Annotated in this window: 22 protein-coding genes; 8 read left to right on the top strand and 14 right to left on the bottom strand. The window is 40.6% G+C overall.

Annotation, left to right across the window (positions count from 1 at the left end):
* Nucleotides 1-75: 75 nt before the first annotated feature.
* Nucleotides 76-558 (bottom strand): YajQ family cyclic di-GMP-binding protein, encoded by a 483-nt coding sequence (locus H4J61_RS12980; protein WP_182136040.1) that lies wholly within the window; start codon nucleotides 556-558, stop codon nucleotides 76-78.
* A gap of 228 nt (nucleotides 559-786) precedes the next feature.
* Between H4J61_RS12980 and H4J61_RS12975 the strand changes: the two genes are divergently transcribed.
* The gene (locus H4J61_RS12975) at nucleotides 787-1170 is read left to right on the top strand and encodes a VanZ family protein (RefSeq protein WP_182185342.1); all 384 of its coding nucleotides are present in this window, start codon (nucleotides 787-789) and stop codon (nucleotides 1168-1170) included.
* On the top strand, nucleotides 1167-2069 hold the full coding sequence (locus H4J61_RS12970) for a ketopantoate reductase family protein (RefSeq protein WP_182185341.1): 903 nt from the start codon (nucleotides 1167-1169) through the stop codon (nucleotides 2067-2069). The genes H4J61_RS12975 and H4J61_RS12970 overlap by 4 nt, the downstream gene beginning before the upstream one ends.
* Nucleotides 2070-2392: 323 nt before the next feature.
* Here the strand turns inward: H4J61_RS12970 and thiI are convergent, their stop codons facing one another.
* The 3 genes from thiI to pomA all read right to left on the bottom strand — a co-directional run bounded on the left by thiI (nucleotide 2393) and on the right by pomA (nucleotide 5951).
* On the bottom strand, nucleotides 2393-3847 hold the full coding sequence (gene thiI / locus H4J61_RS12965) for a tRNA uracil 4-sulfurtransferase ThiI (protein ID WP_182185340.1): 1455 nt from the start codon (nucleotides 3845-3847) through the stop codon (nucleotides 2393-2395).
* 392 nt (nucleotides 3848-4239) lie between these two features.
* Nucleotides 4240-5175 (bottom strand): flagellar motor protein MotB, encoded by a 936-nt coding sequence (locus tag H4J61_RS12960; protein ID WP_182136044.1) that lies wholly within the window; start codon nucleotides 5173-5175, stop codon nucleotides 4240-4242.
* A gap of 11 nt (nucleotides 5176-5186) precedes the next feature.
* Nucleotides 5187-5951 (bottom strand): flagellar motor protein PomA, encoded by a 765-nt coding sequence (pomA, locus tag H4J61_RS12955; protein WP_182136045.1) that lies wholly within the window; start codon nucleotides 5949-5951, stop codon nucleotides 5187-5189.
* A 236-nt stretch (nucleotides 5952-6187) separates the two neighbouring features.
* Here pomA and xseB point away from each other — a divergent pair, with 236 nt between their 5' ends.
* The 4 genes from xseB to H4J61_RS12935 all read left to right on the top strand — a co-directional run bounded on the left by xseB (nucleotide 6188) and on the right by H4J61_RS12935 (nucleotide 10986).
* Nucleotides 6188-6442, top strand: coding sequence for an exodeoxyribonuclease VII small subunit (gene xseB / locus H4J61_RS12950; protein WP_182136046.1), 255 nt, complete (start codon nucleotides 6188-6190; stop codon nucleotides 6440-6442).
* A complete protein-coding gene (gene ispA / locus H4J61_RS12945) occupies nucleotides 6435-7325 on the top strand; it encodes a (2E,6E)-farnesyl diphosphate synthase (protein WP_182185339.1) in 891 nt (296 codons plus the stop codon). The genes xseB and ispA overlap by 8 nt, the downstream gene beginning before the upstream one ends.
* A 22-nt stretch (nucleotides 7326-7347) precedes the next feature.
* Nucleotides 7348-9234 carry a 1-deoxy-D-xylulose-5-phosphate synthase gene (gene dxs / locus H4J61_RS12940; RefSeq protein ID WP_182185338.1) on the top strand — a complete coding sequence of 629 codons (1887 nt, stop codon included), beginning with the start codon at nucleotides 7348-7350 and terminating at the stop codon, nucleotides 9232-9234.
* A 216-nt stretch (nucleotides 9235-9450) separates the two neighbouring features.
* The gene (locus H4J61_RS12935) at nucleotides 9451-10986 is read left to right on the top strand and encodes an amidase (RefSeq protein ID WP_220461263.1); all 1536 of its coding nucleotides are present in this window, start codon (nucleotides 9451-9453) and stop codon (nucleotides 10984-10986) included.
* 136 nt (nucleotides 10987-11122) lie between these two features.
* Here the strand turns inward: H4J61_RS12935 and ribBA are convergent, their stop codons facing one another.
* The 8 genes from ribBA to H4J61_RS12895 all read right to left on the bottom strand — a co-directional run bounded on the left by ribBA (nucleotide 11123) and on the right by H4J61_RS12895 (nucleotide 20294).
* Nucleotides 11123-12232 (bottom strand): bifunctional 3,4-dihydroxy-2-butanone-4-phosphate synthase/GTP cyclohydrolase II, encoded by a 1110-nt coding sequence (gene ribBA / locus H4J61_RS12930; RefSeq protein ID WP_182136049.1) that lies wholly within the window; start codon nucleotides 12230-12232, stop codon nucleotides 11123-11125.
* Nucleotides 12233-12242: 10 nt separating this feature from the next.
* Nucleotides 12243-12902 carry a riboflavin synthase gene (locus H4J61_RS12925; RefSeq protein WP_182185337.1) on the bottom strand — a complete coding sequence of 220 codons (660 nt, stop codon included), beginning with the start codon at nucleotides 12900-12902 and terminating at the stop codon, nucleotides 12243-12245.
* Between the two features lie 107 nt (nucleotides 12903-13009).
* Nucleotides 13010-14137: a bifunctional diaminohydroxyphosphoribosylaminopyrimidine deaminase/5-amino-6-(5-phosphoribosylamino)uracil reductase RibD gene (ribD, locus tag H4J61_RS12920; protein ID WP_182185336.1), complete on the bottom strand. Its 1128-nt coding sequence runs from the start codon at nucleotides 14135-14137 to the stop codon at nucleotides 13010-13012.
* Between the two features lie 60 nt (nucleotides 14138-14197).
* Nucleotides 14198-14650, bottom strand: coding sequence for a transcriptional regulator NrdR (gene nrdR, locus H4J61_RS12915; RefSeq protein ID WP_182185335.1), 453 nt, complete (start codon nucleotides 14648-14650; stop codon nucleotides 14198-14200).
* 199 nt (nucleotides 14651-14849) lie between these two features.
* On the bottom strand, nucleotides 14850-16106 hold the full coding sequence (gene glyA / locus H4J61_RS12910) for a serine hydroxymethyltransferase (protein ID WP_182136052.1): 1257 nt from the start codon (nucleotides 16104-16106) through the stop codon (nucleotides 14850-14852).
* A 778-nt stretch (nucleotides 16107-16884) separates the two neighbouring features.
* Nucleotides 16885-18048 carry an ABC transporter permease gene (locus H4J61_RS12905; RefSeq protein WP_182185334.1) on the bottom strand — a complete coding sequence of 388 codons (1164 nt, stop codon included), beginning with the start codon at nucleotides 18046-18048 and terminating at the stop codon, nucleotides 16885-16887.
* Nucleotides 18045-18791: an ATP-binding cassette domain-containing protein gene (locus H4J61_RS12900; RefSeq protein ID WP_182185333.1), complete on the bottom strand. Its 747-nt coding sequence runs from the start codon at nucleotides 18789-18791 to the stop codon at nucleotides 18045-18047. Before H4J61_RS12900 ends, H4J61_RS12905 begins: the two co-directional genes overlap by 4 nt.
* 3 nt (nucleotides 18792-18794) lie before the next feature.
* On the bottom strand, nucleotides 18795-20294 hold the full coding sequence (locus H4J61_RS12895; protein WP_182185332.1) for an alpha/beta fold hydrolase: 1500 nt from the start codon (nucleotides 20292-20294) through the stop codon (nucleotides 18795-18797).
* 395 nt (nucleotides 20295-20689) lie between these two features.
* On the opposite strand from H4J61_RS12895, the gene H4J61_RS12890 reads away from it, so the two are divergent.
* Together H4J61_RS12890 and H4J61_RS12885 are read left to right on the top strand one after the other, a co-directional pair.
* A complete protein-coding gene (locus H4J61_RS12890) occupies nucleotides 20690-20908 on the top strand; it encodes an EF-hand domain-containing protein (protein ID WP_182136059.1) in 219 nt (72 codons plus the stop codon).
* Between the two features lie 391 nt (nucleotides 20909-21299).
* The gene (locus tag H4J61_RS12885) at nucleotides 21300-21935 is read left to right on the top strand and encodes a hemolysin III family protein (protein ID WP_310650060.1); all 636 of its coding nucleotides are present in this window, start codon (nucleotides 21300-21302) and stop codon (nucleotides 21933-21935) included.
* A gap of 42 nt (nucleotides 21936-21977) precedes the next feature.
* On the opposite strand, the gene H4J61_RS12880 is transcribed toward H4J61_RS12885, so the two are convergent.
* Both H4J61_RS12880 and ovoA read right to left on the bottom strand, forming a co-directional pair.
* Nucleotides 21978-23177, bottom strand: a complete 1200-nt coding sequence (locus H4J61_RS12880) for a pyridoxal phosphate-dependent aminotransferase (RefSeq protein WP_182185330.1) — start codon at nucleotides 23175-23177, stop codon at nucleotides 21978-21980.
* 58 nt (nucleotides 23178-23235) lie between these two features.
* Nucleotides 23236-25344, bottom strand: a complete 2109-nt coding sequence (ovoA, locus tag H4J61_RS12875) for a 5-histidylcysteine sulfoxide synthase (protein ID WP_182185329.1) — start codon at nucleotides 25342-25344, stop codon at nucleotides 23236-23238.
* Nucleotides 25345-25396 lie beyond the last annotated feature (52 nt).

Genomic DNA, 25396 nt, shown 5'->3' with positions numbered 1-25396 from the left:
AGCAAAAAAAGAGGCCAAAGCCTCTTTTTAAAAATCAGACACTAACCAAGAGAAAATAACGCTATGACTAGCGCATTAATCTCTAAAGTTATTATATTGAAATGATTGTTCAAACTCATTTTCTCTGAGTAATTGCATTACCGCTTGTAAATCGTCACGCTTTTTACCGGTAACCCGCACTTGTTCACCTTGAATTGAAGCCTGCACTTTTAACTTGCTGTCTTTGATCAATTTAACCACTTTCTTGGCCACCAATTGTTCGATGCCTTCTTTAAAAGTCGCCTCTTGGCTAAAGTTTTTCCCTGTGTGCTCAGTGTTACTCAGTGTCAGCGCTTTGGCGTCAATATTGCGTTTGACTAATTGGCTTCTTAGTACATCCGCCATCTGCTTAAGTTGAAAGTCAGCATCACCTTTCATCGTTACTGTTGGCGTTTTCCAAGTAAAGCTTGCGTCTGCACCTCGAAAGTCGAATCGAGTCGATAACTCACGGTTAGCATTTTCAGTTGCGTTTCTAACTTCTTCCAAATTAATTTCGGAAACAATATCCATTGAAGGCATGATGATTCTCTATCTAACAATAATTAGGCATATATTATCAATATATGAAATTAATACCAATGCACAAGATAACAAATTATTGCTTTGACTAGGAATAATACCCGTTGAATTAACTCAGCGATCGATTATTTATGTTAATGGCAATAAAGCCTTTAGTTCAAAACAACAATGATAGTTTTCGTTGCTTAGCACTGATATGATTAATAACATCTGATTTTATTAAGCACAATGACCTACACCGCAATGAAAAGTCGCTATCACTTATCTATTCTCGCCATTATTGTCATGCTATTTTTTTGCTTTTACTTTAGTTCTGAAGACTTGAGGCGCATGGTTTTTCGTAGCACAGAAATCGACTCTATTGGCCATATTATCAGTTTTTTTTGCTTAACTTGGGTACTACACAGCATATTAAAATTGCCGTTATTTAATACCATGTTAACCGTCGCTTTTTACGGCATACTCACCGAGTTAGGACAGTATTATTTAGGCTTTCGCAGTGCGCAAGTAAGCGATTTTATTTCTGATTTAATCGGCATAGCATTATTTGGCCTTATTAGATGGGCAATTTTGATCTACCGTAATCGCTCGAGTAATAAGTCAATATCATGAATATTGTGGTTATTGGCCAAGGCGCTATCGGACTGCTCTGGTATCATCATTTAACTAAAATGCAGAAAAACTCAGTCAGTTTATCCTGCTCAGCAAGCGCAAGCTCTGTGCCTAGACATTATCACTTTACTGACCTTAACAACCACAGCCAACAGGGCTTATTAACGCTCGCCAATAACACGACCTTGGCCAATGCAGACTTGATATTGCTCTGCGTAAAGTCTTATCAGGTTAAAGCCGCCATAGCAGCTTTAACCAATAAAATATCAACTCAAGCCATCATTGTTTTTTGTCATAACGGCATGGGTGCATACCAGGACTTAGCCAAACTTCAGCAACCTTGTTTAGCGTTATTAACCACCCATGGCTGTAAAATAACCCGCCCTTTTCATGCTCAGCACACGGGTTTAGGTCACCATGACTTAGGCCTGATCGCTGGCGATATTAGCCCAACAATACGTGATGAACTTACCGCCACATTGGGCCAAGCTTTGCCAACATTGAGCTTTACAGAGGCTATTAAGGACAAGCAGTGGCTTAAATTAGCGATAAATTGTGTTATTAACCCGATAACCGCGATAGAAAACATCGATAATGGTCAGCTACTTGATGATAAATTCAAGTCACTCATCACTAAATTAATTGATGAAATCATCGCTGTAGCGGCTTATGAAAACATTAACTTTAACTTTAACGAGCTGAAAGCAAGCATACTGCAGGTCGCGAGAAACACCGCTAAAAATTGCTCTTCAATGCGCAGTGATATTCTACAGCAACGAAAAACTGAGATTGATTATATCAATGGCTACATTGTTAATCTGGCTAGAAAGGCAGGTCTTGGTGTCCCCCAAAATGAAAAAATAATACAGCAAATTAGAGCATTAGAAGTTAGAAGTTAGAAGTTTAGTACTCTGTCATGTTTGACATTAAAAAACCCTCAAACAATGACTTATTTGAGGGTTTTTTAATGTTAACTATAGCCGTTGAACCTATAGCGTTATTTAGCTGTAGTTGTCGTTGATTTTTGTCGTCTCAAATAAAATTAACTGGGCTATTTATACATAGGTTATGCATATTTGGCCCATCAGGTTAATTGCCTATTTAACGCTTGCCGGACTCAAATTCGACCTAGAAAAAATGGCCCAACACGCTATTATCCCCTAGGTTCCATTTAGGCTAGACTCCATCAGCGAGCAACATTGTGCTGAAACAGAGTGGTTACTTATGGCCGATACACTTTCACATTGGTAAAACCTGCGCCTAATAAATACAGCGCCTGCAATTTACTCATCACACCTTGGTCACAATAAAGTAAGTAATCTTTAGACTTATCTAAGTCGCCAAATTGACTGGTGAGCTTGTAAAAAGGTAAATGTATAACCTCTACACCTTCTAACGCTAATGGATTGTCATCTTCTTCGTCTGGACTACGAATGTCGAGCACGACTGCATTGGCTGGAATGTTATCTAAGGTATCAACCGCATGAATTTCTGCTTCACTTTCTTTGCCAATATCACGAATATCAAATATGCGCGTTTCATCAACCACCTTGTCAAGAATTGAGAAATCAAAGTTTGCTTCTTCTGCCTCAACTTTAGACAATACCGCTTTTACCGTTGGCTTTTTAGAAATAACACCACAATATTCAGGAATGGTTTTAGCAAAATCTTCTGTACCAATTTTACGCGCAATATCAATAATATCTTGTTTATCGTAGGTGGCTAATGGTCGTAAAATCAAGGTGTCTGTCACCCGATTAATAACGTTTAAGTTAGTTAAGGTTTGACTAGATACCTGGCCTATTGCTTCACCGGTAACTAAAGCTTGAATACCCATTTTGTCGGCTATTGTGGTTGCCGCTCGCATCATCATACGCTTAAGCACGACACCCATTAGACCGTTTTCAATGTTTTCTAGTATTTCTGCAACTACAGGTTCAAAATCTACCGCGAAAAACTTCACTCGATGTGACGCGCCGTATTTATTCCATAAATAGTAACTGACTTGCTTAACACCAACTTCGTGCGCCGCACCGCCTAAATTAAAAAAACAATAATGCGTTCGTGCACCTTTTTTAATCATTTGATAACTGGCAACACCTGAATCAAAACCACCCGACATTAGCGATAGCACATCTTCTTGTGTGGCAATGGGAAAACCTCCCATACCTTTGTGACGCTGGGTAACAATATATAAATGTGTATTTTTAATTTCTAAATACACAGTAACATCAGGTTTTGTCAATTTAACGCTAGCAGATTCAACGTGCAAGTTTAGTCCACTGCCAACATATTTTTCGACGTCCATGGAATTAAAGTCGTGCTTACCTGAACGCTTTACTCTGACAGAAAATGTTTTGTTTTCGATATTCTTAGCATGAACCGCTAAGGTTTTTTCACAAATATCATTAAGGTCAGTAAAGCTGGCTTGTTGCACTTCGAGAAACGTCGGAATGCCTGGCGTGGATTTTAAGGTCTCTATTAATTTTAAACGGTTTTCGGGGCTATTATTGGACGTATTAACTTCAATGTTGTCCCAGTGCATTTGTGTTGTCACTTGTTCATCAACACGACGCAGCACATTTTTTATACTTGATTCTAAAATCTTAGTAAAACGCTTACGCACTGGACGGCTTTTAATGGTTATTTCAGCCTGTAACTTAACAATGAATCTCATCAACAATAATGCCCTTATTTAGAATGGCGCGCATTATATACCTGTTCTACTCTAATATGCAATTTCAGCGCTAAGTACCCTAAGGTAAACTGATAACGGCTTATCTGCTAGGTTATAAACATTAACAGTGAAATAATACCAAAGCGTTTTAGGTATAAAGCGCGGTTAAATTAGGAAAGTTATTTATCTTCAACACCTGTTATTGCACAATAGTTGGCGTATATCTGTGTGCACAACAAAATAATCAAGGTAATGGCATGTGCTTAACGTGCAAAAATCTGCCTATTTAAAAGCAGAGGCGATAGACTAGCTTTAAGCTCAGCCATAAAAAAAGGAGTACCTGATTTGTACTCCTCATATAACTTGCCTTTAAGTGAGATAAATTTTTATCATCACTGAATGGAGATTGGCGCTGTTTCTTTCGCTTTACCTTGGTTAATAGCAATTTCAACCCGACGATTTCGACGACGGTTTAAGCGATTAGTATTAGGCACTAATGGCCGTGTGTCGGCATGGCCAACAACCAGTAAACGAGATTGGTCAAAATCAGGCACTTTAATAATTTCATGCGCAATAGCCACAGCGCGTTTACTTGATAAGTCCCAATTAGAGGTAAACAATTCAGAACTTATGCCTTGGTTATCTGTGTTGCCAGAGATCATGATCTCACCGGGCACAGTATTTAATAACAAACCAATTTCTCGCATTATAGGTTTAAATTGAGGTTGTAAGAATGCTGAGCCTGATGGAAATGAGCCGTTTTCACGAATACGAATAATAACTTGCTGCCCCAATGACTCTAACTCAATAGCGCCGTCTTGAATTTGTTGTTCTAATTGCTGGGCTATTTTTTTCACTAGGTCATTAACTTGATCTTGTGACGCTTGTTCTAGCTCATCTCTAGCTTTTTGTGGTGCCGCTGTTGAGACGGTATCTGCAGTGCTTTGTGATTGACCACCGCGTTGGGTGCCGCGTTGCTCTTGTCGACCACCCGCGGAGGTTTCATCTCCGGCTTGAAATTCCAACATTTGTTGGGTCATTTCCATGGTTTGTTGCTGAATAACTTCAATCGGGGTTGGCTCAGGTTTACCGGGGCGAAATTCCTGAGCAATAATACTGGTGCCTTTAGGGATGTCTTTTACTTCTATTTTATTTTGTACACCGAAGGCAAACTTCATTGAGCCCGCAATTTGCTTAAACTTTAATACGTCCATTTCAGAAAATGATAAAAGTAAGACGAAAAAACACATCAATAGCGCCATTAAGTCGGCAAATGTGCCCATCCATGGTGGTAATCCTGGGGGTGGGCATTTACATTTATCTGCCATAATTAACTCCCCTACTCTTCAGTTGTATCAACAGCTCGCTTACTTTCAGCAAGGTAGCTCTTTAGCAGGCCTTCAATAACACGTGGATTTTGGCCATCTTGAATACCTAAAACGGCATCAAGCACGAGTTCTTGATTCATTTTCTCTTCTGCTAAACGTAATTTTAATTTAGACGCGATAGGTATGGCAATAACATTCGCCAAAAATGCACCGTATAAGGTTGTTAGCAATGCTACCGCCATGGCCGGACCAATTGCCTTTGGGTCATCCATATTCGATAACATAGCAACCAAGCCAATCAAGGTGCCTATCATGCCCATAGCGGGTGCAATATCGGCTAGGGCCATCATCATGTTTGAGCCAGTTTCATGACGTTCGGTCGTGAGGTCGATATCTTTTTGCATCGTGGTTCGCACAACATCAGCATCATGACCATCAACCAACATATCGACACCTTTTTGCATAAAAGCATTAGAAATTTCAGCTTCCTCTAGGGCTAAAAAACCGCCTTTACGAGCTGCATCAGCCATTTCTACTGATTTTTCAATTAACTCTTCAGGTGTCTCCAATTTAAACATGAAGGATTTACCAATAATTTTTCCGATACCAAAAAACTGGCCTAAATTATAATTGGCTAACACAACAAAAATCGAACCACCAAAGACAATAATCACCGACTGAGTATCTAAAAACATGCTAATGTCGCCAGCGAGTAACATCGCCATAATCAGTAACCCTATTGCACCGACTATGCCTATTAATGTTGCTAAATCCACAAATGCCTCCGATAAATTTTCTTAGATATACTCATTAGGCTGATAATACCTGATGAATAGGTCTGACGCGAATACTTATATTTTTTGTTATACCTTTGTTATCGTCCATATTGTCAATAACTTAACAAGCTAATATCAATATTATCTTTATCAACATCAATTCATCATTAATTGACCCCGCGCCCTAGCTAAGGTAAGTTTGCGCCTAGAGTTCATATCACGCAAAAAAAAAGTCCATGGCCAGAAAAAAAATTGAAAACTTAAGCTTTGAAGAATCATTAGTTGAATTAGAAACCATTGTGAAAAATTTAGAACAAGGTGATCTTAATCTTGAAGACTCAATGACCTTATTTGAACGTGGCCTACACCTGAGCCAGCATAATCAAGAAAAACTTAAAGGTGCCGAACAGCAAATTAATATTTTGCTGGAAAAAAACGGCCAAGCGCCGTTAGAAAAATTTAATACCGACGAGACTAACATCCGTGACTAAACTCGCCCATATTGATGATGTGCAAACGCGCATTAATAATTATCTCAGCAAAAAGCTTGCAAGCTTAACCCTTAACGATGAAAAGTTATTAGCCGCTATGCGCTACGGCTTACTCATTGGGGGTAAGCGTATGCGGCCATATTTAGCTTATATTACCGGGGCAACATTAGACGCCAAGCAAAGTGATATTGACGGTGTAGCCGCCGCCATAGAGTGCATTCATGCTTATTCACTGTTGCATGACGATTTACCGGCAATGGACGACGACGATTTGCGTCGCGGCCAACCCACTTGTCATAAAGCCTTTGATGAAGCGACCGCTATTCTCGCTGGTGATAGTTTGCAAACGCTAGCGTTTGATATTATTGCCAACCATGAATTTTCTGAGGCTGTAGACACTAAGCGGATTAATTTATTACGCCACCTTGTTAATGCCGCGGGTTATCAAGGCATGTGTGGTGGCCAAGCATTAGATTTAGCCGCCACTGATAAAGCCATTTCACTGGCCGCATTAGAAAATTTACACTCGTTAAAAACCGGCGCTTTACTTGAAGCTTCGGTAAAAATGGCCGCAGAATGCAGCAATAAAGCCACCCTGTATGACAAAGAACAATTAGCCCTTTATGCTAAGCTTGTTGGCTTGGCTTACCAAGTACGTGATGACATTATCGATATAACATCAACAGAAGAAGAGCTGGGCAAACCCACGGGTTCTGACCTTGCCGCCAATAAAAGTACCTATCCCGCATTGTTAGGTTTACAGGGCGCACAAGAAAAGGCCGAAAACTTATATCAACAAGCGCTTCAAGCTTTAGCCACTTTGCCCTACAATACCCAGAGCTTGTCCGACTTTGCGACTTTCATTGTCAGCCGCAAACATTAATTTTTAAATTTAATAGAATCATATGACTATAAACTTAACTGAATATCCTTTATTGGCCAAGATCAATTTCCCGGCTGATTTGCGAAAATTAGAGCAAAAGCAATTAACAAAAGTCAGTGAAGAGCTAAGACGTTATCTTTTAAATTCTGTCAGTAAAAGTAGCGGTCACTTTGCCTCGGGCTTAGGTACCATTGAATTAACCGTTGCCTTACATTATGTTTATAACACGCCATTTGACCATTTACTTTGGGATGTTGGACACCAAGCATACCCACACAAAATACTCACTGGCCGACGTGATCAACTCCACACTATTCGACAAAAAGACGGCTTACACCCATTTCCATGGCGTGAAGAAAGTGAATATGACGTACTTAGTGTCGGTCACTCAAGCACCTCAATCTCTGCGGCATTAGGCTTAGCCGTTGCGGCTGAGCAAGAAGCAAAAAATCGTAAGGTGGTTTCGGTTATAGGTGACGGCGCCATGACAGCAGGTATGGCTTTTGAAGCTTTAAATCATGCCGGTGATATCAATAAAAACATGCTAGTTATCTTAAACGATAACGAAATGTCGATATCGGAAAATGTCGGTGCGTTAAATAATCATCTAGCAAAATTACTTTCTGGCAGCATATATACCGGTATCCGTGAAGGGAGTAAACGCATACTTGAAAACATTCCACCGATTAAAGAATTAGCCAGTCGTGCTGAAGAGCATTTAAAAGGTATGGTTGTGCCAAGCTCCTTATTTGAAGAGCTGGGTTTTAACTACATTGGTCCGATTGATGGTCATGACGTTAATGGCTTAGTGGCGACTATTTCTAATATGCGTAACCTCAAAGGCCCACAATTACTGCATATTGCCACTAAAAAAGGTAAGGGTTATCAACAGGCAGAACAAGATCCAATCAAGTATCATGCCGTACCTAAATTTGATCACACAGAAACAAGCCTACCTAAAAGCGCACCAAGCTTGCCCACTTATTCAGCCATATTTGGTGATTGGTTATGTAAAGTGGCTGAGCAAGATAGTCAGCTTGCCGCCATTACGCCAGCCATGCGTGAAGGTTCAGGTATGGTGGAGTTTAGCCAACGTTTTCCCAAGCAGTATTATGATGTGGCTATTGCTGAACAACATGCGGTCACTTTTGCTGCCGGCCTAGCTATTGGCGGACAAAAGCCTGTGGTAGCTATTTATTCAAGCTTTTTACAACGCGGTTATGATCAATTTATTCATGACGTAGCGATTCAAAATTTACCGGTATTATTTGCCATTGACAGAGCCGGTATTGTCGGCGCTGATGGTGCGACGCATCAAGGGGCATTTGATTTAAGTTTTATGCGTTGTATTCCAAACCTCACTATCATGACACCCTCTGATGAACGCGAATGTCAGTTAATGCTCAATACCGGTTATCAGTTAAATACCCCTGCCGCCGTGCGCTACCCTCGTGGCAGTGGCAATGGTGCAACACTACCGGCAATATCAGAAACACTTGAGATCGGTAAAGCTAATATTATTCGTGCGATAGACGATAACATCCAAGTGCCAAGTAAAGTGGCTGTGCTTAACTTCGGTACTCTATTAACGCAAGCGAAAATAGCGGCAGAAACCCTTAACGCCACTTTAGTTGATATGCGTTTTGTTAAACCCTTAGATCAAGCGCTAATCAAAACACTATGTGCCAGTCACGACTGTATTGTCACCGTCGAAGACAATGCCATTGCTGGTGGCGCCGGCTCTGGTGTTAACGAATTTATTTTAAGCCAAGGTATTGCGAAAAAAATTCTCAATATAGGCTTACCCGATAGTTTTATTAAGCACGGCACACAAGCTGAAATTCATCAAGAATTAGGCTTAGATAGCCAAGGGATAATCGAGAAGATCAGACAATTTATGCAACTATAAAAGTCTTAATTCACCGCTAATAGCAAACACGCCATTTGACAAAGCAAGTGGCGTACTTCCTTATTCGGCACTAACACAGCACAAACACACTTCGTCAAAACATCTTTACCTCTCATACTAAACCTCACTATCACGTTTAATCACGCTTACCTTTAAGGCTAGACAAGTGGCTTTTTTTAACGTTATATAAGCGTACAAATAATAAAAGGAAGTACTATGCGAAGTTTTATTAGCATTATAGCCGCGCTCATGCTCTGCACTTTATCAGCTTGTTCAAAAACAAACATAAATCATCACGAATTAACGGTGACTAAAGTTCACCGCATGATGGAAAATAAACAGCTCACAAGTGAAGAATTGCTCAACTACTACTTAGACCGAATAACCAAAATTGATGACCAAGGGCCACAACTAAACGCTGTAGTTCAGCTCAATAAAAACGCGCTTAAAAGAGCGCAAGAGCTTGATGCGATTTATAAAAAATCAGGCAAAGTAGGACCATTACACGGCATTCCTGTTTTATTAAAAGATAATATCGATACTATTGACGGTATGGCCAACACTGCAGGCTCTTGGGCGTTAAAAAACCACTACCCTAAAAATGATGCTTTTTTGGTTCAGCAACTTAAAAATGCTGGTGCGATTATTTTAGGAAAAACAAATTTAAGTGAGTGGGCAAACTTTCGTTCAACCTCGTCGTCAAGTGGTTGGAGTGGCCTATGGGGTCAAAGTAAAAACCCATACGACTTAACTACAAGCCCATGTGGGTCGAGTGCTGGCTCTGGCGTAGCCATTGCAGCAGATCTGGCATTATTGGCTGTAGGCACAGAAACAGACGGCTCTGTAACCTGTCCATCGGCAATAAACGGTATTGTCGGTATCAAGCCTACTTTAGGTACCATAAGTCGAGATGGCATTATCCCTATCGCCCATAGCCAAGATACTGCTGGCCCAATGGCGCGCACAGTAACTGACGCTGTGCTTTTGCTTGACGCATTAACTGCTGTCGACAACAGTGACCATGGTGCACTATCGACTACCACTGATTATATTAGTCATTTAAAAATAGGCGGCATTAAAGGCAAACGCATCGGAGTTGCCCGAAACCTTATGGGTTATCATGGCCAACTTGATGCGGTCTTTGAACAAGCTATTGCCGACTTACAAGCTCAAGGCGGAATTATTGTTGATGCAACTAATTTCACCAATACTGATGCTTGGGGTGACGCAGAGTTTGAAGTGCTGCTGTACGAGTTTAAGCATGGTTTAAATGCTTATCTTGCAGACACAGGTGATAATATCCCTAAGTCACTTGCAGCCTTAATTGCCTTTAATCTTGCACACGAAGATAAAGAAATGCTTTATTTTAAACAAGAAATATTTGAGATGGCACAAGCTAAAGGACCATTAACTGATGAGCGTTACCGTGCAGCCTTACGGCTCGCAAAAAAATCAACGCAAGATGAAGGTATTGATGCCCTCTTGGCTGAACACCAGCTTGATCTGATAATTGCACCAACAACAGGGCCGGCTTGGAAAACTGATTGGATAAACGGTGATCATTATTTAGGCGCAGCGTCTTCTGCTGCGGCCATTTCTGGTTATCCCCATATTACAGTGCCTATGGGCTATGTTCATGGCTTACCTGTTGGTTTATCAATGTTTTCAGGTAAATTACAAGAAGGTAAATTGATTGAAGTTGCCTATGATTATGAGCAATCAACGTTACATAGAAGATCGCCAGAGCTTTAAATATTGTTGACCTGAGTTTCATATGGCATCAAAAAAGCGATTTGAATGACTTCAAATCGCTTTTTTACTTGTCGCACATTAGCGACATCGCACTCACTTGGCAGTGAAGTAGTAACACGATTCACTACAAAATTGTTTACTCAGCAATATATTCCACGACTTCTAAGCCAAAGCCTGAAAGCGAGTGATATTTCGTTTGTGAACTTAATAAGCGCATTTTACTGACACCTAGATTAGCTAAAATTTGCGATCCAACACCAACGTTACGTGAACCGACATGACGTTGCACTTCTTTCACGGTTTCACCCGCGTCAAGCTTAGCGTATTTCTGTACTTGGGCAATAAGCTCCATAGGTGACTCGTGTTTGCCTAATAAGACTAATACACCACCTTCTTTGCCAATTTTTTCCAGCGCACTCGACATCGGCCATTTAGCGACACTTTCACGTTGACTCAATAATAAGTCTTTAAAGGTATTTTCTAAGTGCACACGCACTAATGTTGGCTCTTCAGGCTTAATTTCACCTTTGGTTAAGGCAAAGTGTGCTTGACCATCAATAGTGTCTTTAAATACGGTTAAATCAAAATCACCAAATTCGGTCGGTAATTTACACTTTGAAATCCGTTCAATCGTAGTTTCATTGGCATTACGATATTCAATTAAATCGGCAATAGTCCCCATTTTTATGCCATGTTTTTCAGCAATAATTTCTAGGTCTGGACGACGCGCCATGGTGCCATCTTCATTTAATATCTCAACAATAACCGCTGCAGCTTCAAAGCCAGCTAAACGCGCTAAATCAACACCGGCTTCGGTATGACCCGCACGGTTTAACACGCCACCATCTTTGGCAATCAGTGGAAAAATATGGCCGGGCTGCACAATCGAGTTATGATCAGCGTCTTTACCAACCGCGGCTAAAACGGTCGTGGCACGATCAGCGGCAGAAATACCGGTAGTTACGCCTTCAGCCGCTTCAATAGAGACAGTGAAATTAGTGGTGAACTGGGCGTCGTTTTTATCGACCATTAACGGTAATTTTAACAACTCGCAACGCGCTGCCGACATTGGCATACAAATAAGACCACGACCATGTGTTGCCATAAAGTTTATCGCTTCAGGCGTTACTTTTTCTGCCGCCATAATGAAGTCACCTTCATTTTCGCGATCTTCATCATCCATTAAGATGACCATTTTACCTTGAGCTATATCGTCGATAATCTCTTGTGGCGTATGTAAATTCATGACAACCTCTTTATTTAATAAAACCATTACGCGCTAATAACGCATGCGTAACACCTGACGGCTCTTGCTTGCCAGTTGTTTGCTTGGTAAGTAATCTTTCTAGGTAGCGGGCAATTAAATCAACTTCTAGATTAACTTTAGTGCCCACTTGGTATGTACTGATAATTGTTTGACCTGTGGTATGTGGAACAATCGTTAAGCGAAATTGATCGGCGCTTAAACTATTGACCGTCAAGCTAGTACCATCAATAGTCACTGAGCCTTTTTCTGCAATATAGGCTGATAGTTCTGCCGGCATAGTTAACCAATAATCTATGCTATTGCCCTTATGTTCAATGGCGCTAATTTCACTCACCGCATCAACGTGACCCGACACCATGTGGCCACCGAATCGTGTGGTAGGTAGCATAGCTTTTTCAAGATTAACGCTAGCACCCATTTTATAATGTGCGAAACCAGTACGTGTTAAGGTCTCGCTAGATACATCAGCGCTAAAGCTGGTGCTATCTAAGGCAACAACGGTTAAACAAATACCATTGGTTGCAATTGAGTCGCCTAATTTAACATCTGATAAGTCTAATTTTACCGTATTAATGGTGACGCGTGCGCCATCGCCTGAGCTATTAATTGCTTTTAAATGCCCTACGGCTTCTATAATGCCTGTAAACATATTATGTCTCGTCGCCTGTATAGCTTATTATTTATTATTACCACTGACCCTATTTGGCCTGAGCCTAGTTTGGCCAGAGCCTAGTTTGGCCAATCAAAGCCTTCACGTTAACGACTAAACTTTGCCGTTATCCTAATATCTTTACCCACCATGCGAATATCATTTATATCAAGGTTTTTAGCCGCTGATAGCTGCAATATTGCGGGCATATTAAGTAGGCTTTTACCCTCACTACCGATAAGTTTTGGTGCTTGGTAAAGTACCAGTTCATCAACTAAGTTTGCGCTAATAAAAGCGCCCGCTAGCTTAGCGCCTGACTCAATTAAAATGTCATTCAAGCCTTGTTGAGCCAAGTAAGCTAACAATAAACTGAGATCGATATATTCACTATCGACCGCTTTAGAAATAATCACTTGTTCTACAAAATGCGGCCAAGTTTGGCTATTTTCAATAGTTTGTCGAATTAATATTATTTTACTGCTGGTTTTAAAGACTGCAAGATCAGGTGTTAAACGGTTTTTACTATCAATAATAATACGCACTGGCTGTCTAATATCTGCTTGAGCATAATGCTGCTTTAGCTCACCTAATGCATGCCAACGGACATTCATTTTAGCATTGTCAAAAATAACAGAGTCGGCGCCACAAATAATGCCACAACTTTGTGCTCTGAGTCGCTGGACATCAGTGCGGGCTTCACTTGAGGTTATCCACTGGCTTTCACCACTGGCCATAGCCGTTTTTCCGTCCAAGCTTGCCGCTAATTTACAACGAACATAAGGTAATTTGGTGGTCATTAAGTGAATAAAACCAGGGTTTAATGCCCGAGCATCTTGTTCAAGCAAACCAAACTGTGTGGTTATTCCTGCCTCAGTTAACAACTCAAGGCCACGACCCGAAACTCTTGGATCCGGGTCCACCATAGCGGCAATAACATGGCTCACTTGTGCTTTAATCAGCGCTTGTGCACAAGGCGGTGTTAAACCAAAATGACTACAAGGCTCTAGCGTGACATAAGCAGTGGCACCTTTGGCTTTGCTTCCAGCCTGTTTTAGTGCATAAACTTCAGCATGCCCTTGCCCTGCTTTTTGATGAAAACCTTCACCAACCACTTCGCCCTTCAACACAATGACACAACCCACGCGAGGATTAGGCGAGGTGGTAAAATGGCCACGCTTTGCCAAGCTAATGGCGCGCTGCATAAATTGATGATCTTTTAACGAAAAATGGCTCATTACTGGACTCAAAATTAAACTGTGATGGCGCTTAAGCTATATGCCGATCGAACTAATTATTTATTCATCACCTAAACGGGCAATTTCTTCACCAAACTCTTTAATATCTTCAAACGAGCGATACACTGAAGCAAAGCGTATATAAGCGACTTTATCTAAAACTTTTAGCTGTTCCATAATAATGGTACCGAGCATTTCACTTGACACTTCGCGCTCGCCTGTTGCTCTAAGTTGTGATTTGAGTTTATTAATCGACAACTCTATTTCTTCGGTGCTGACCGGCCTTTTTTCTAATGCACGTAATAAACCGTTACGCATTTTATCTTCGTTAAAAGGTTCTCGAGAGCCATCACGCTTAATAATGCGTGGCATCACTAACTCAGCACTTTCGAAGGTAGTATATCTTTCATGGCACGCTAAACATTCACGACGACGACGGACTTGGTGACCATCTGACACTAAACGTGAATCGATAACTTTAGTCTCGTTGGCTGAACAAAAGGGGCAATACATGGATGAGTTCCGTAGTTAGCAAGTCATGAGCAATTTAATCTTGGTATGTTAATTGAAAACACTGCATTAAGCCAAATAGTTTGCGATTAATGGCAAACGAGTACTAGCCCAATAAAAAATAGTTAAAAAAAATGGCCACTAAGGTGGCCATTTTAAGTGTAATCAGGAAATAACACGATTAGTTAAAAGCTAAATATAATTACTTATAAACCGGGAAGCGAGCACAAAGCTCACTAACGCCGGCTTGAACTTTAGCGATCACGGCTTCGTTGTTGATATCATCTAAAATATCACAAATCCAACCTGTAGTTGTTTTGGTTTCTTCAACGCCAAAACCACGACGAGTAATAGCTGGTGTACCTAAACGTAGGCCAGAAGTCACAAAAGGTGAACGTGGATCATTAGGTACAGAGTTTTTATTCACTGTGATATGAGCACGACCTAATGCGGCATCAGCATCTTTACCCGTAATATCTTTATCAATTAAATCAAGCAATAATAAATGGTTATCTGTGCCATTAGAGACAACTTTATAACCACGTTCTTGTAATACCGCCACCATAGCTTTAGCATTATCTAGCACGTTTTGCTGATAGACTTTAAACTCTGGCGCTAATGCTTCTTTAAATGCTACGGCTTTTGCGGCAATAACATGCATTAATGGTCCACCTTGACCACCAGGAAATACCGCGCTGTTCAATTTTTTATAAACTGCTTCGTCATCACAACCCGAAACAATTAAGCCGCCACGTGGGCCTGCTAATGTTTTGTGAGTTGTTGTCGTTACAACATGGGCGTGTGGCACTGGGTTAGGGTATAAACCTGCAGCAACTAAACCGGCAACGTGAGCCATATCAACGAAAAAGTAAGCACCGACTTTATCGGCAATTTCACGCATACGAGCCCAATCAACCACACCAGAAAAGGCTGAGAAACCACCAATGATCATCTCTGGTTTATGCTCTAATGCTAAACGTTCTAATTCAACATAATCAATATCACCGGTTTCAGGGTGCAAACCGTATTGAAAAGCTTCATATGACTTACCCGAAAAGTTTACGTGTGAGCCATGCGTTAAGTGACCGCCATGCGCTAAACTCATACCTAATACTTTGCCGCCTGGAGAAACTAAGGCTTGGAAAACAGCAGCGTTTGCTTGTGAACCGGCATGTGGCTGCACGTTAGCATAAGTGGCGCCAAATAATTCTTTTGCGCGATCAATAGCCAGTTGCTCGGCAATATCCACATACTCACAACCACCGTAATAACGCTTACCTGGGTAACCTTCGGCGTATTTATTCGTCAGTTGTGAACCTTGAGCTTCGAGTACACGTGGACTACAGTAGTTTTCCGAAGCGATGAGTTCAATGTGTTCTTCTTGACGAACAACTTCGTTACTCATTGCTTGATAAAGTTCTGGATCAAAATCAGCAATATTCATATCACGTGTAAACATGTTATATCCTCAAATAGTCTGCCATTGGCAATACTGGGGGTTGGCTTTAGTTCTAAATTAATTGCGGCATATTTTGCCTGAACTTGCTGAGCTTGTACACGATAAAACCGTGCTCTCTTAGTTCATTTTGCAATCGAATATACTTTGCAGTTAGCTGTAAAAGTTTTTAGTACTAACATCAACAAATAGTTGAAACTAATATACTGCTTTAAAAGTGCAAAAACAATAAATTTAATTCACAAAGTAACGCTGAAAAACAAATTAAATACAAATAAATTAAATTAAGCCGTGAATTATTCGATACATATGACACTTGGTTGTGTTAACTCGCACCTGCGCTTACCCTGGTGGCAAGGCGCTATTATCCACCTAAGCCCAAACTCGAGTAATAAACGCAAGTATGACTCAAACATTTAAGGCCAATAAAGCGTTACCCGTTGAGATGGCGCGAAAGCTGAGTAATGCGCGCGTATAGTTAACACGATTTATTGAAGCAGCTTGTTTTGAATCGCAGAGTTGGTTTCAAAGTTATTGCTTATAGGATGTAGCTGTCTTAAATGCTGGTTAACCGACCAAGACAATGAATCAATATGCTTTGCTTACTTACTAAATAAAGAACTCAATAAATAACTCAATGGATCTTTAGCCACTTTACACTGTTTTTTTTACTAACTAATGCCACTTACCTGATGCTTTTTATACCCGCTTAGCCATAGCCGTTCCACTTCGAACTATATTTTGTTATGGAACGGCTCTATTTTTGACTAACTTACTGTGACTAACTTAACGACATCACCACTTTTTCAGAGGTTAATCGTTTCGCCAAAATTAACACCAAGACCACAGTTAAGGCAATAGTGGCTGCACTGGTAAATAGCAAGGCACTCCAATCAATAGCTAAGCCTTTAAACACATCTTCCATCAACAATGACTGACCAGAGATTGGCATCCAATCGATCCAAGCAGGCTTATCGTCCATCATCATTAAGGCAAAAGGAATAAAACTAGGCACCATAATTAACATGGTCACGGTTGATTGTGCTTCTTTAAAACTCTTGGCCTGAAAAGCAAATAATAGCTGTAGTGCGGCGGCGAGAAAGCAAATAGGTACCAATAACAACAACAATATAGCAAAGGTACTGGCGTCAATACTAAAGGTTGCCCCTATTTTAGTTAGGTCAACAAAGTTCATCGCCACTGAGGTCAACACCAGCATTAATATAATGGAGATAATTGAAATAGCGCTGGCACAACTCAACTTCGCCAGCACTATTTTTAAGGTACTTACCGGCTGACACAGCAGCATTTCTAAAACATTACGCTCTCGTTCACCTGCGCTCGAATCAATCGCCACGGGTAAACCCGACATGAACGCCGCCATCATTAAATAAACCCCTAAAATGAGTGAGATCATCACCGCATTGCCACTCGGCAGTGAGGTGTCTTGCTCAAGCAATTTAATGGGCTGCAATAACTTAGTGTCTATACCGCGCACTAATAGCCGTTTGTAACCAATAGTTAACGAGTGTTCGTTAATAACGGCTTTAATTCGGCGAATAGGTGACGTTAACGATTTCTCGTTATAATCAGCGCGCAAAGTTAATTCAATCGGCTTACCTGCTGCCATATCCGCAATAAATGTCTCAGGAATGCTGAGTTCAATATTACGCTCATTCCAATTACGCTCTTCATCTGCAGGTACATCAGCAAAAGATAAAATATTCTCGTCTTTGAGGGCGTTAATCAGTTTTGGTGCATGCTGCTCGCCACTATATTTTACATAAACTGGCGGGTTGTCTACCGCTTCTTTAATCGCGACTTTTAACATCACCATGATCATGACCGGCATCAATAAAGCCATGCTCATCGCGACCATTAATGCGCGCCGGTCGCGAAAAGCTTCTTTAAATTCTTTTACCATTAAGGCTTTTAATTGCATCATGCGGCGACTCCTTCATCAGAGCCTATGAGTTTCACGAAGGCTTCTTCCAATAAGCTTTCTCCGGCTAAATCACACAACTCTTGTGGTGTACCTTGGGCCGCTAACTTACCGTTTGAAACAATGATCACGCGATCGCATAAGGCAGCAACTTCTTGCATAACATGTGAGGAGAATAAAATGCAGTGACCTTTGGCTTTGAATTTAGCTAAGTGGTTACGCAACACGCGCGTACTCATCACATCTAAACCACGGGTGGGTTCATCAAGTACAAAATTTTTCGGTTGATGAACTAATGCCTGAGCCAAGGTCACTTTCATGCGCTGACCTTGCGAAAACCCCACCGTTTTGCGATGTGCTAATTCACTCATTTCTAAATCAGATAGAATTTGCTCAATGGCGGCATGCTTTTTTGCGCCTTGCATGCCATGAATACTGGCAAAATAATCAATTTGTTCATAAGCGGTTAAGCGCTCATACAAGCCAAATTTATCGGGAAATATGCCTAATAGTTTTCTAGCTTTGATTGGCTCTTCTGTTACTTTAATACCATCAATAGTCGCATAACCTTCATCGGCACGAAGTAAACCGTATAGTGTACGCAAACAAGTAGTTTTACCGGCACCATTGGGGCCTAAAATACCAGTAATTTCGCCATCTTTTGCAGTAAACGACAAACCATCTAACGCTTTAACGGTATTTTTTTTGCTGACAAAACTTTTATGTAAATTATTAACTTCAATCATGATTTATTCCTTTGCTTTTGTTGGCATAGCGCTAGGCGATACTTGGGCTGCACCACCACCATTTAAACCCACCATAAATGACTCGTCAGGAATTTCTTCAAGACATGACTCATCAAGTTCCTTTGGCATTTGTTGCTCTAAAAATTGATTTACGATTTTAATACCGCAAGCTGTTGAGGCTACGATATGCGCGTTGTTTTTAGCAATAATATGATGACTATTGGGTAAATGCTCGTCAGATTTTTCGCCATTACTGGCCGGCGTGACCGGGTCTAATGCACCCGACATGATCAGGGTTGGAATATCAGCACTAACGGTTTGATAAAAATCGTCGCTCGGTTGATACGTTGGCCAAACAGCACACACTTTTCCAACCATAGTTAAGCTCATGCCTTTAGCGAAACTATTGTCGGCATCGTCAGCTTTCATACCGGCAGATATTCTGGGATAGTCTTCATTGCAAACAATATTAAAATGCAAAGCTATATAAATACCCATGCCACCTTCACTTTGAGCAATAACACCCGCCAATGGCTTATAGTTACCCAAATAGGCTTGATGAATTAACAGCGGCACTAGGCTACGTGTTTCCATCGAGTACAGTTGCATTTGTATGGTTGAAATGAATTTATCCTTACTAATAATAAAGGCGGTATTAGTACCTAATCTTGGATGGTCAATTTCTACCGTTACCTGTGCTTGCGATAATTTATTGGTGATAGCGGCAAACTCATTTGCCAATTCTGGGTATTGTGCCGCGCAACTTATTTCGTTCTGACAGTTTTCAACCAGCTTAATAAAGGACTGCTCTGCGCTTTTACCAAATAAGCCAATAGGTACTTCAATGGGGCCAACACTGTCAAGTACCACACTTTTTAACGAATTTGGGAACATACGCATATAAACCAAACCGGCACGGGTGCCATAAGAGCCACCGTAAATATGTACTTGTTGATGTCCTAACGCCGCTCGCACCGCGTCAAAATCTCGAATCGCATTTTCTGAGTTATATTGGCTCAAGTCTCCCTTAAGCTGCGCTAAACATTGCTCAATATCAGTAAGGGCAAAATCTTCAGGTATACTGGTGTAGGGATCAAGCTCTAATGAGTCTATACATTGCAGAGGGTGTGACTGGCCTGTGCCGCGTTGATCAATAAGAATTAAGTCGCGGGTTTTTCTAATCTCGTTAAAGCCACGAAAAATATAGCTAGCTAGCTCAGTTGCGGCTTGACCCGGGCCACCGGCCAGAAACATTAGCGGGTGTTTTTCTTGACTATTATCCATTGCCGGTAACAGCACAAAATTTATATCAATTTTTACGCCATCAGGTTTTTCATAATTCTCTGGTGTAACTAAAGTACCGCATTGTACTTGTTGTCTAATACCCTCTATATGACAGCTTTTTAAGGTTAATGGCTGTGTTACACTATTCTCAGCCCAACTGCTGTGGGTTATTGCAATGAGTAAACTTGCACTAAATAAGCCTTTCCAATTTATTTTCATTTTATCTTCCTTTTAAAACCTTGACTGCATAGTCTTATCATTGGCTATTTTATTACCGCTTTTTTTAAAAAAAAATTCAAGCTATTTTAAATGACTAACACGACCGACTGCCGCGAGATAGAGCCGCTAAGAAGTTAACACATAACCAAGTTGCTAAGCGCTAAATAAAGTAAAAAATAGTGAGTTGAAAAATATTATGAGTGGCGGTGATACTTATCATGCTAAATAGCGAGCATCATGCTATGCGATATCAGCAATGCCCTTTGCTCTATAAAAATAGCCTTATGTGGCAAAAACACACGATTGCACGAAATAACAGAATTAATCATTCACATAGTCCTAAAATAACGATAAAGTCTGTTATAAGTATTATTCGACAGATAAGAGGATGACTGATGGAATTAAATCAGTGGGTAGATGAATTATTTGAATTGTTTGATGAAGATAAAGACGGCGTTATCAATCGAAGTGAGTTTGTCGAATTGATTGACTGCTTACTGCAAGATAAAGGCATTCGTATGTGTGAAACCATATTCAATCGCTTTGATAAAAATCATGACAACTCAATTTCCAAAGATGAGTTACGTGAAATGGTTATCGATCTAGCACTCTAGTGCTTATTTGCGCTTGTATATCGCTCGTTATATAAGCGCATTTTTATGCGCCTTGACGCTTAACCTTTAAGCTATTAATTTTAATCATATATATTTAACCTCCAACTTATTATTAAAATATAGCACTGAATCCCCCCTCTTGCTACCCGTTTATGGATAATGCTTGTGCTGTTATTGCCACAATTTTTTCTAAAAAACATTATGCAAACACGCTTTTTTTAGCCACCTTTTTCAAGTCACTTTTCTTCGCCCTTATTTCTCAACAATGATCAAACGATGTGAACTTTTGAATCATGCTTCACAAGCTTAAAGGTCAGACCTCTAGTATTCTAATCTGTGGCTTGCTATCATGCTCGGCGTACACGCGTACACTGAAATGGGAATATATAACGTGCAAACTCAAGATTACGGCTTAGCAGAAGAAATTGTCAATGCAGTTAGTCATGGGCTAGCGGCATTGCTTAGTGTCGCCGGCTTAACACTTTTAGTCACTTTAGCCTGGATACAAACTGACATGGTTAAAATCATCAGTTTTAGTATTTATGGTGCTAGTCTGGTTTTACTGTTTAGTGCCTCAACACTTTATCATGCGCTATTACATGAAAAGGCAAAAAGAGTCTTTAAGTTACTCGATCATTGTGCGATTTATTTATTGATTGCCGGCACATATACCCCGCTAATGCTGGTTACATTAGCTGATGACATTGGCCCGCTAATGTTGGCTATTATTTGGGGGCTAGCCATTTTAGGTATCGCGTTTAAAGTTAAGTTTGGTAACAAATATAAAAAGCTATCGCTATCAACCTATTTAGGTTTAGGTTTAATTTCCCTAACCTTTATACATAAACTCAATGCTAAACTTGCCTATGAAGGTATAATTTTACTGGCTTTGGGTGGTATTATTTATGGCTTGGGTACTATTTTTTACGTCAGAAAAGACAAGCAATATAGTCATGCTATTTGGCATTTTTTTGTATTTTTAGCCGCTTTGTGTCACTTTTTTATGATGTTTTTTTACGTACTTTAACTAACTAAAAAGTAATGGCTGACAGTTATAAGCTGTCAACTGTTAAGCGCTATCGATACTTGTTGTTAGCAAATAATCTTCAAATATTTCTAGTGTGTTAGCTAAGCTCTTTTGGCCTAGACCTAAGCGAAAATAATTACCTGAAAGTCCGAAAAGCTCACTTGGCAGCGCTAATATACCGCTTTGCTTGGCAAGTTTATGTGACCAAGATATTATTGAGTCGATATTTTTAACCTCAACGAGTGCGAGCATACCTGCCTGAGGCTGATGCCAATGTAATTTTTCTGGGTGTCGGGCAACAAGTGCCGAAAATAACGCTATATTGTCAGCAATAAGCTGATTATTGCGGGTTAAAATTTCTTGGCTATTTTGCAATGCCAGCAGCGCTAATTTTTCATCAATTTTCGAGCAACAAATAGAATGAACGGCTTTAATTGCCATTAAACTTTGCAGTAATGTCTTATTAGGTGTTACCGCCCAACCAATACGAACGCCAGCCAATCCTAAGCTTTTAGACATCACACCCACCACAATACTTTTTGGGTAGTCTAAATAACCATGAGCTAAAGCTAAATCATAGTAATTGCTGGCTTGTGAAACATCATCACTTAACAAGTAACACTGATAATGCTGCGCCAGTTGCAGTATTTGCTTGGCGAGTTCGCTGTCAATAACACTACCCGTTGGGTTATGTGGTGAATTCAGCACAATAAGCTGGGTTTTGTCATTCACCACTTGCTTAAAGTCGTCAATATTGGCTTGCCAATGGTTGTCAACGCAAAGTGCTATTTCTCTAACGATAACGCCCATCGACTTTGCCATAGTGACCAAAGACGGATAACTGGGTGTCATGACAACTATTTCATCACCGGCACTTAACACCGCTTGATAAATAGCTGAAAGGGCTTCCTGCGCGCCGCAAAAGGTCACTGCGCTATCGGGCGTTATTAATCGGCGATGGCAGTTTAAACCTTGGTGAAACTTAACGATTTCTTGCCGCAAAGCCAGGTCACCTTGAATAGGTGAGTAGCTTAAAAGTGTTGCGCCAATAGGGTCTGTTTCAACAGCGCTTACAGTTAGATTATCAGTGCCTAAACTGCTAGCACCTAAACCTGCAGTGCCAAGCTGACACAACTGAGCTAATGTCAAAGCCTGTGCGGTTGAATCACTTAAATTATGCTGTATATAACCCGCAAGACTTTGACTATAAGCAATATGTTTAGGCAGTGAGTAAGTTGGCATAGGTTAGCTATTCTTCTTTATGTAAATGCTTATGTAAATACAGCTATAAATAAGCAAGCTATTTTGCTCGCCAAACGCTGAGCTGACAATGAGAGACATTGAAATTACGCGCAGAGTCTGCGACAACGCGCGGCAATTCTTTGGTCGCTACAAGGTCAAACTCATCATTGAGTTCGCTGGTTAAGGCATCAATACCTGATAAGTTTTCGCCATTAACTTTTATGCCACTTAGCCATTTAGCTTTATCTGTTGTCTGTAACTGATAATGGTAATCTGAAATAATAATCAGTAACCCTGAAGGGTTTAAACGGCTTACGGCATTAGCCAATAAACGCTTAGGATCGTAACTTTGCTCCAAAGCATTTTGAATCAAAATAACATCATAGTGCTTAAAGTTATCTTTGAGATTACAACCGTCTGCCTGACTGAACAATATCCGTTCACTATTAGCCTGTTTAACCTTTTCCGCTAGGGTAATTTCATTATACTCACAGATATCTCCTTCAATCGTATGGGTATAACGGACACTAGCACCGGTTTGTAATTGCACACCATATTGAATGGTGCGCGCAGAGAAGTCTACCGCATCAATATGTTGAAAAGATTGACTCAGTTCAAAGGCTACTCGCCCAACACTACAGCCTAAGTTAAGTAAACGCTCAGTCGCAATATTTTCAGCGGCGATAAAACGCTCTACCTGTTGTGCTATTTGTTGGCCATAATTTTCATGGCCAAGCACATTAGCGCCGAAATAACATTCAAGCTGCTGGCAAATATCTTTACTTGTTTCATATTTATTGACCGCTGCTGGTGGTTTTTCTGCATGCTCACTAACCACATAGCGAAAGCCTGCATGCTGATAAAAATGTCGACGAAAGGCATAGCGTGAAGAGGCTAAAGTTTCATTGCCCGTAGAGATCCAAGACCCGCCTTTAATTAAGTTATGCTTGCCGTCGAAAGTCGGTGTCGAAAAGTCGTCGTATAAAGGGTGAACATTAAAGCCAGCAAAGCCGTCAATGGCTGATTCAGTCCACTGCCAAGTATTACCAATAACATCAAAAAATTCACCCTGCTGATGTCGGTTAACTGGGCATGATGAGGCTTGATAAGCTAAATCAATATTACCTGGCACCTCAGGCCACTGGTGTTGGTCACCAGCAACATGCTCACGAAGACAATACCACTGGGCTTCGGTAGGTAAACGAACAAAACCTTTGGTCGTTTTTTGTCGCCACTGGCAAAACGCTTTTGCTTCTAAGTAATTAACTTCTACCGGCCAGTCTAATGGCAAAGGCATTTCACTTGTTAAATTACGCTGAGCATATTCGCCATTGCTATAACGCCAAAACCTCGGCATTTCAGCTTGAGTAAATTCCAGCCATGCTTGTCCTTCTTCGCACCAAAACTGCTCTGAGCGATAGCCGCCGGCGACAACAAAGGCCATGAATTCATCATTGGATACTAAAAATTTAGCGGCACTGAAGTTTTCAACATCGACGTCTTGATGACCATATTCATTATCCCAGCCAAAGGTTTTGTCATCTGCTTTTTTTCCTAACGACAAGTGTTGAGACTTAACCGGTATTAATTGGTTTTCAGGTGCCACTGATGAATGTAAACACGGCTGCCATTGCTCTTGGCTTGTTAACCACTTTAATGGCAACATACGCATAATCACTGATGACGTTTCAAGGTGAATACGTTCGTGCTCGCAGCCCATCAATATCATCCAGGCTAACGAGTCTTGCGTAATAGGTAAACTCAACTCCATATTATCAATCAAATCGAGTACTAACTCATAAACTTGCTGGCGATAAGTTCGAACTTCATCAACACTTGGCCAGTCATAGTGTTCGCTATTAAGATCGTCCCAACTCATTTCATCAACACCGACCGCGCAAATAGCTTCTAAACGGCTGTTGACTCGCTGCTTAATATATTTGCCCAGTATCAACTTATTGACATAAAAAGTTGCGGTATGGCCAAAATAAAAAATTAACGGGTGGCGTAACCGTTCTGGCCTTAAAAAATAGGCATGGTCATGATTGATCAGTGAGAATAATGACTCATATGTCGACCAAGTATTTTTAAAGTATGCCGTTAACTCTTGTCGCTTTTCTGCTGTCGAGTTGCCATCAAGTGTTGGGGTATTTAATTGTTTTATCATTTAATTCTTCGCTAAATATGTTTGTAGTCCGACGTAGTATTTCAAAGCTCAC

The sequence above is a fragment of the Colwellia sp. MB3u-4 genome, from assembly GCF_014077065.1.
Lineage (GTDB): Bacteria > Pseudomonadota > Gammaproteobacteria > Enterobacterales > Alteromonadaceae > Cognaticolwellia.
Note: the sequence above shows the minus strand (reverse complement) of the source record. Positions and strands in the feature narration are given on the sequence as shown.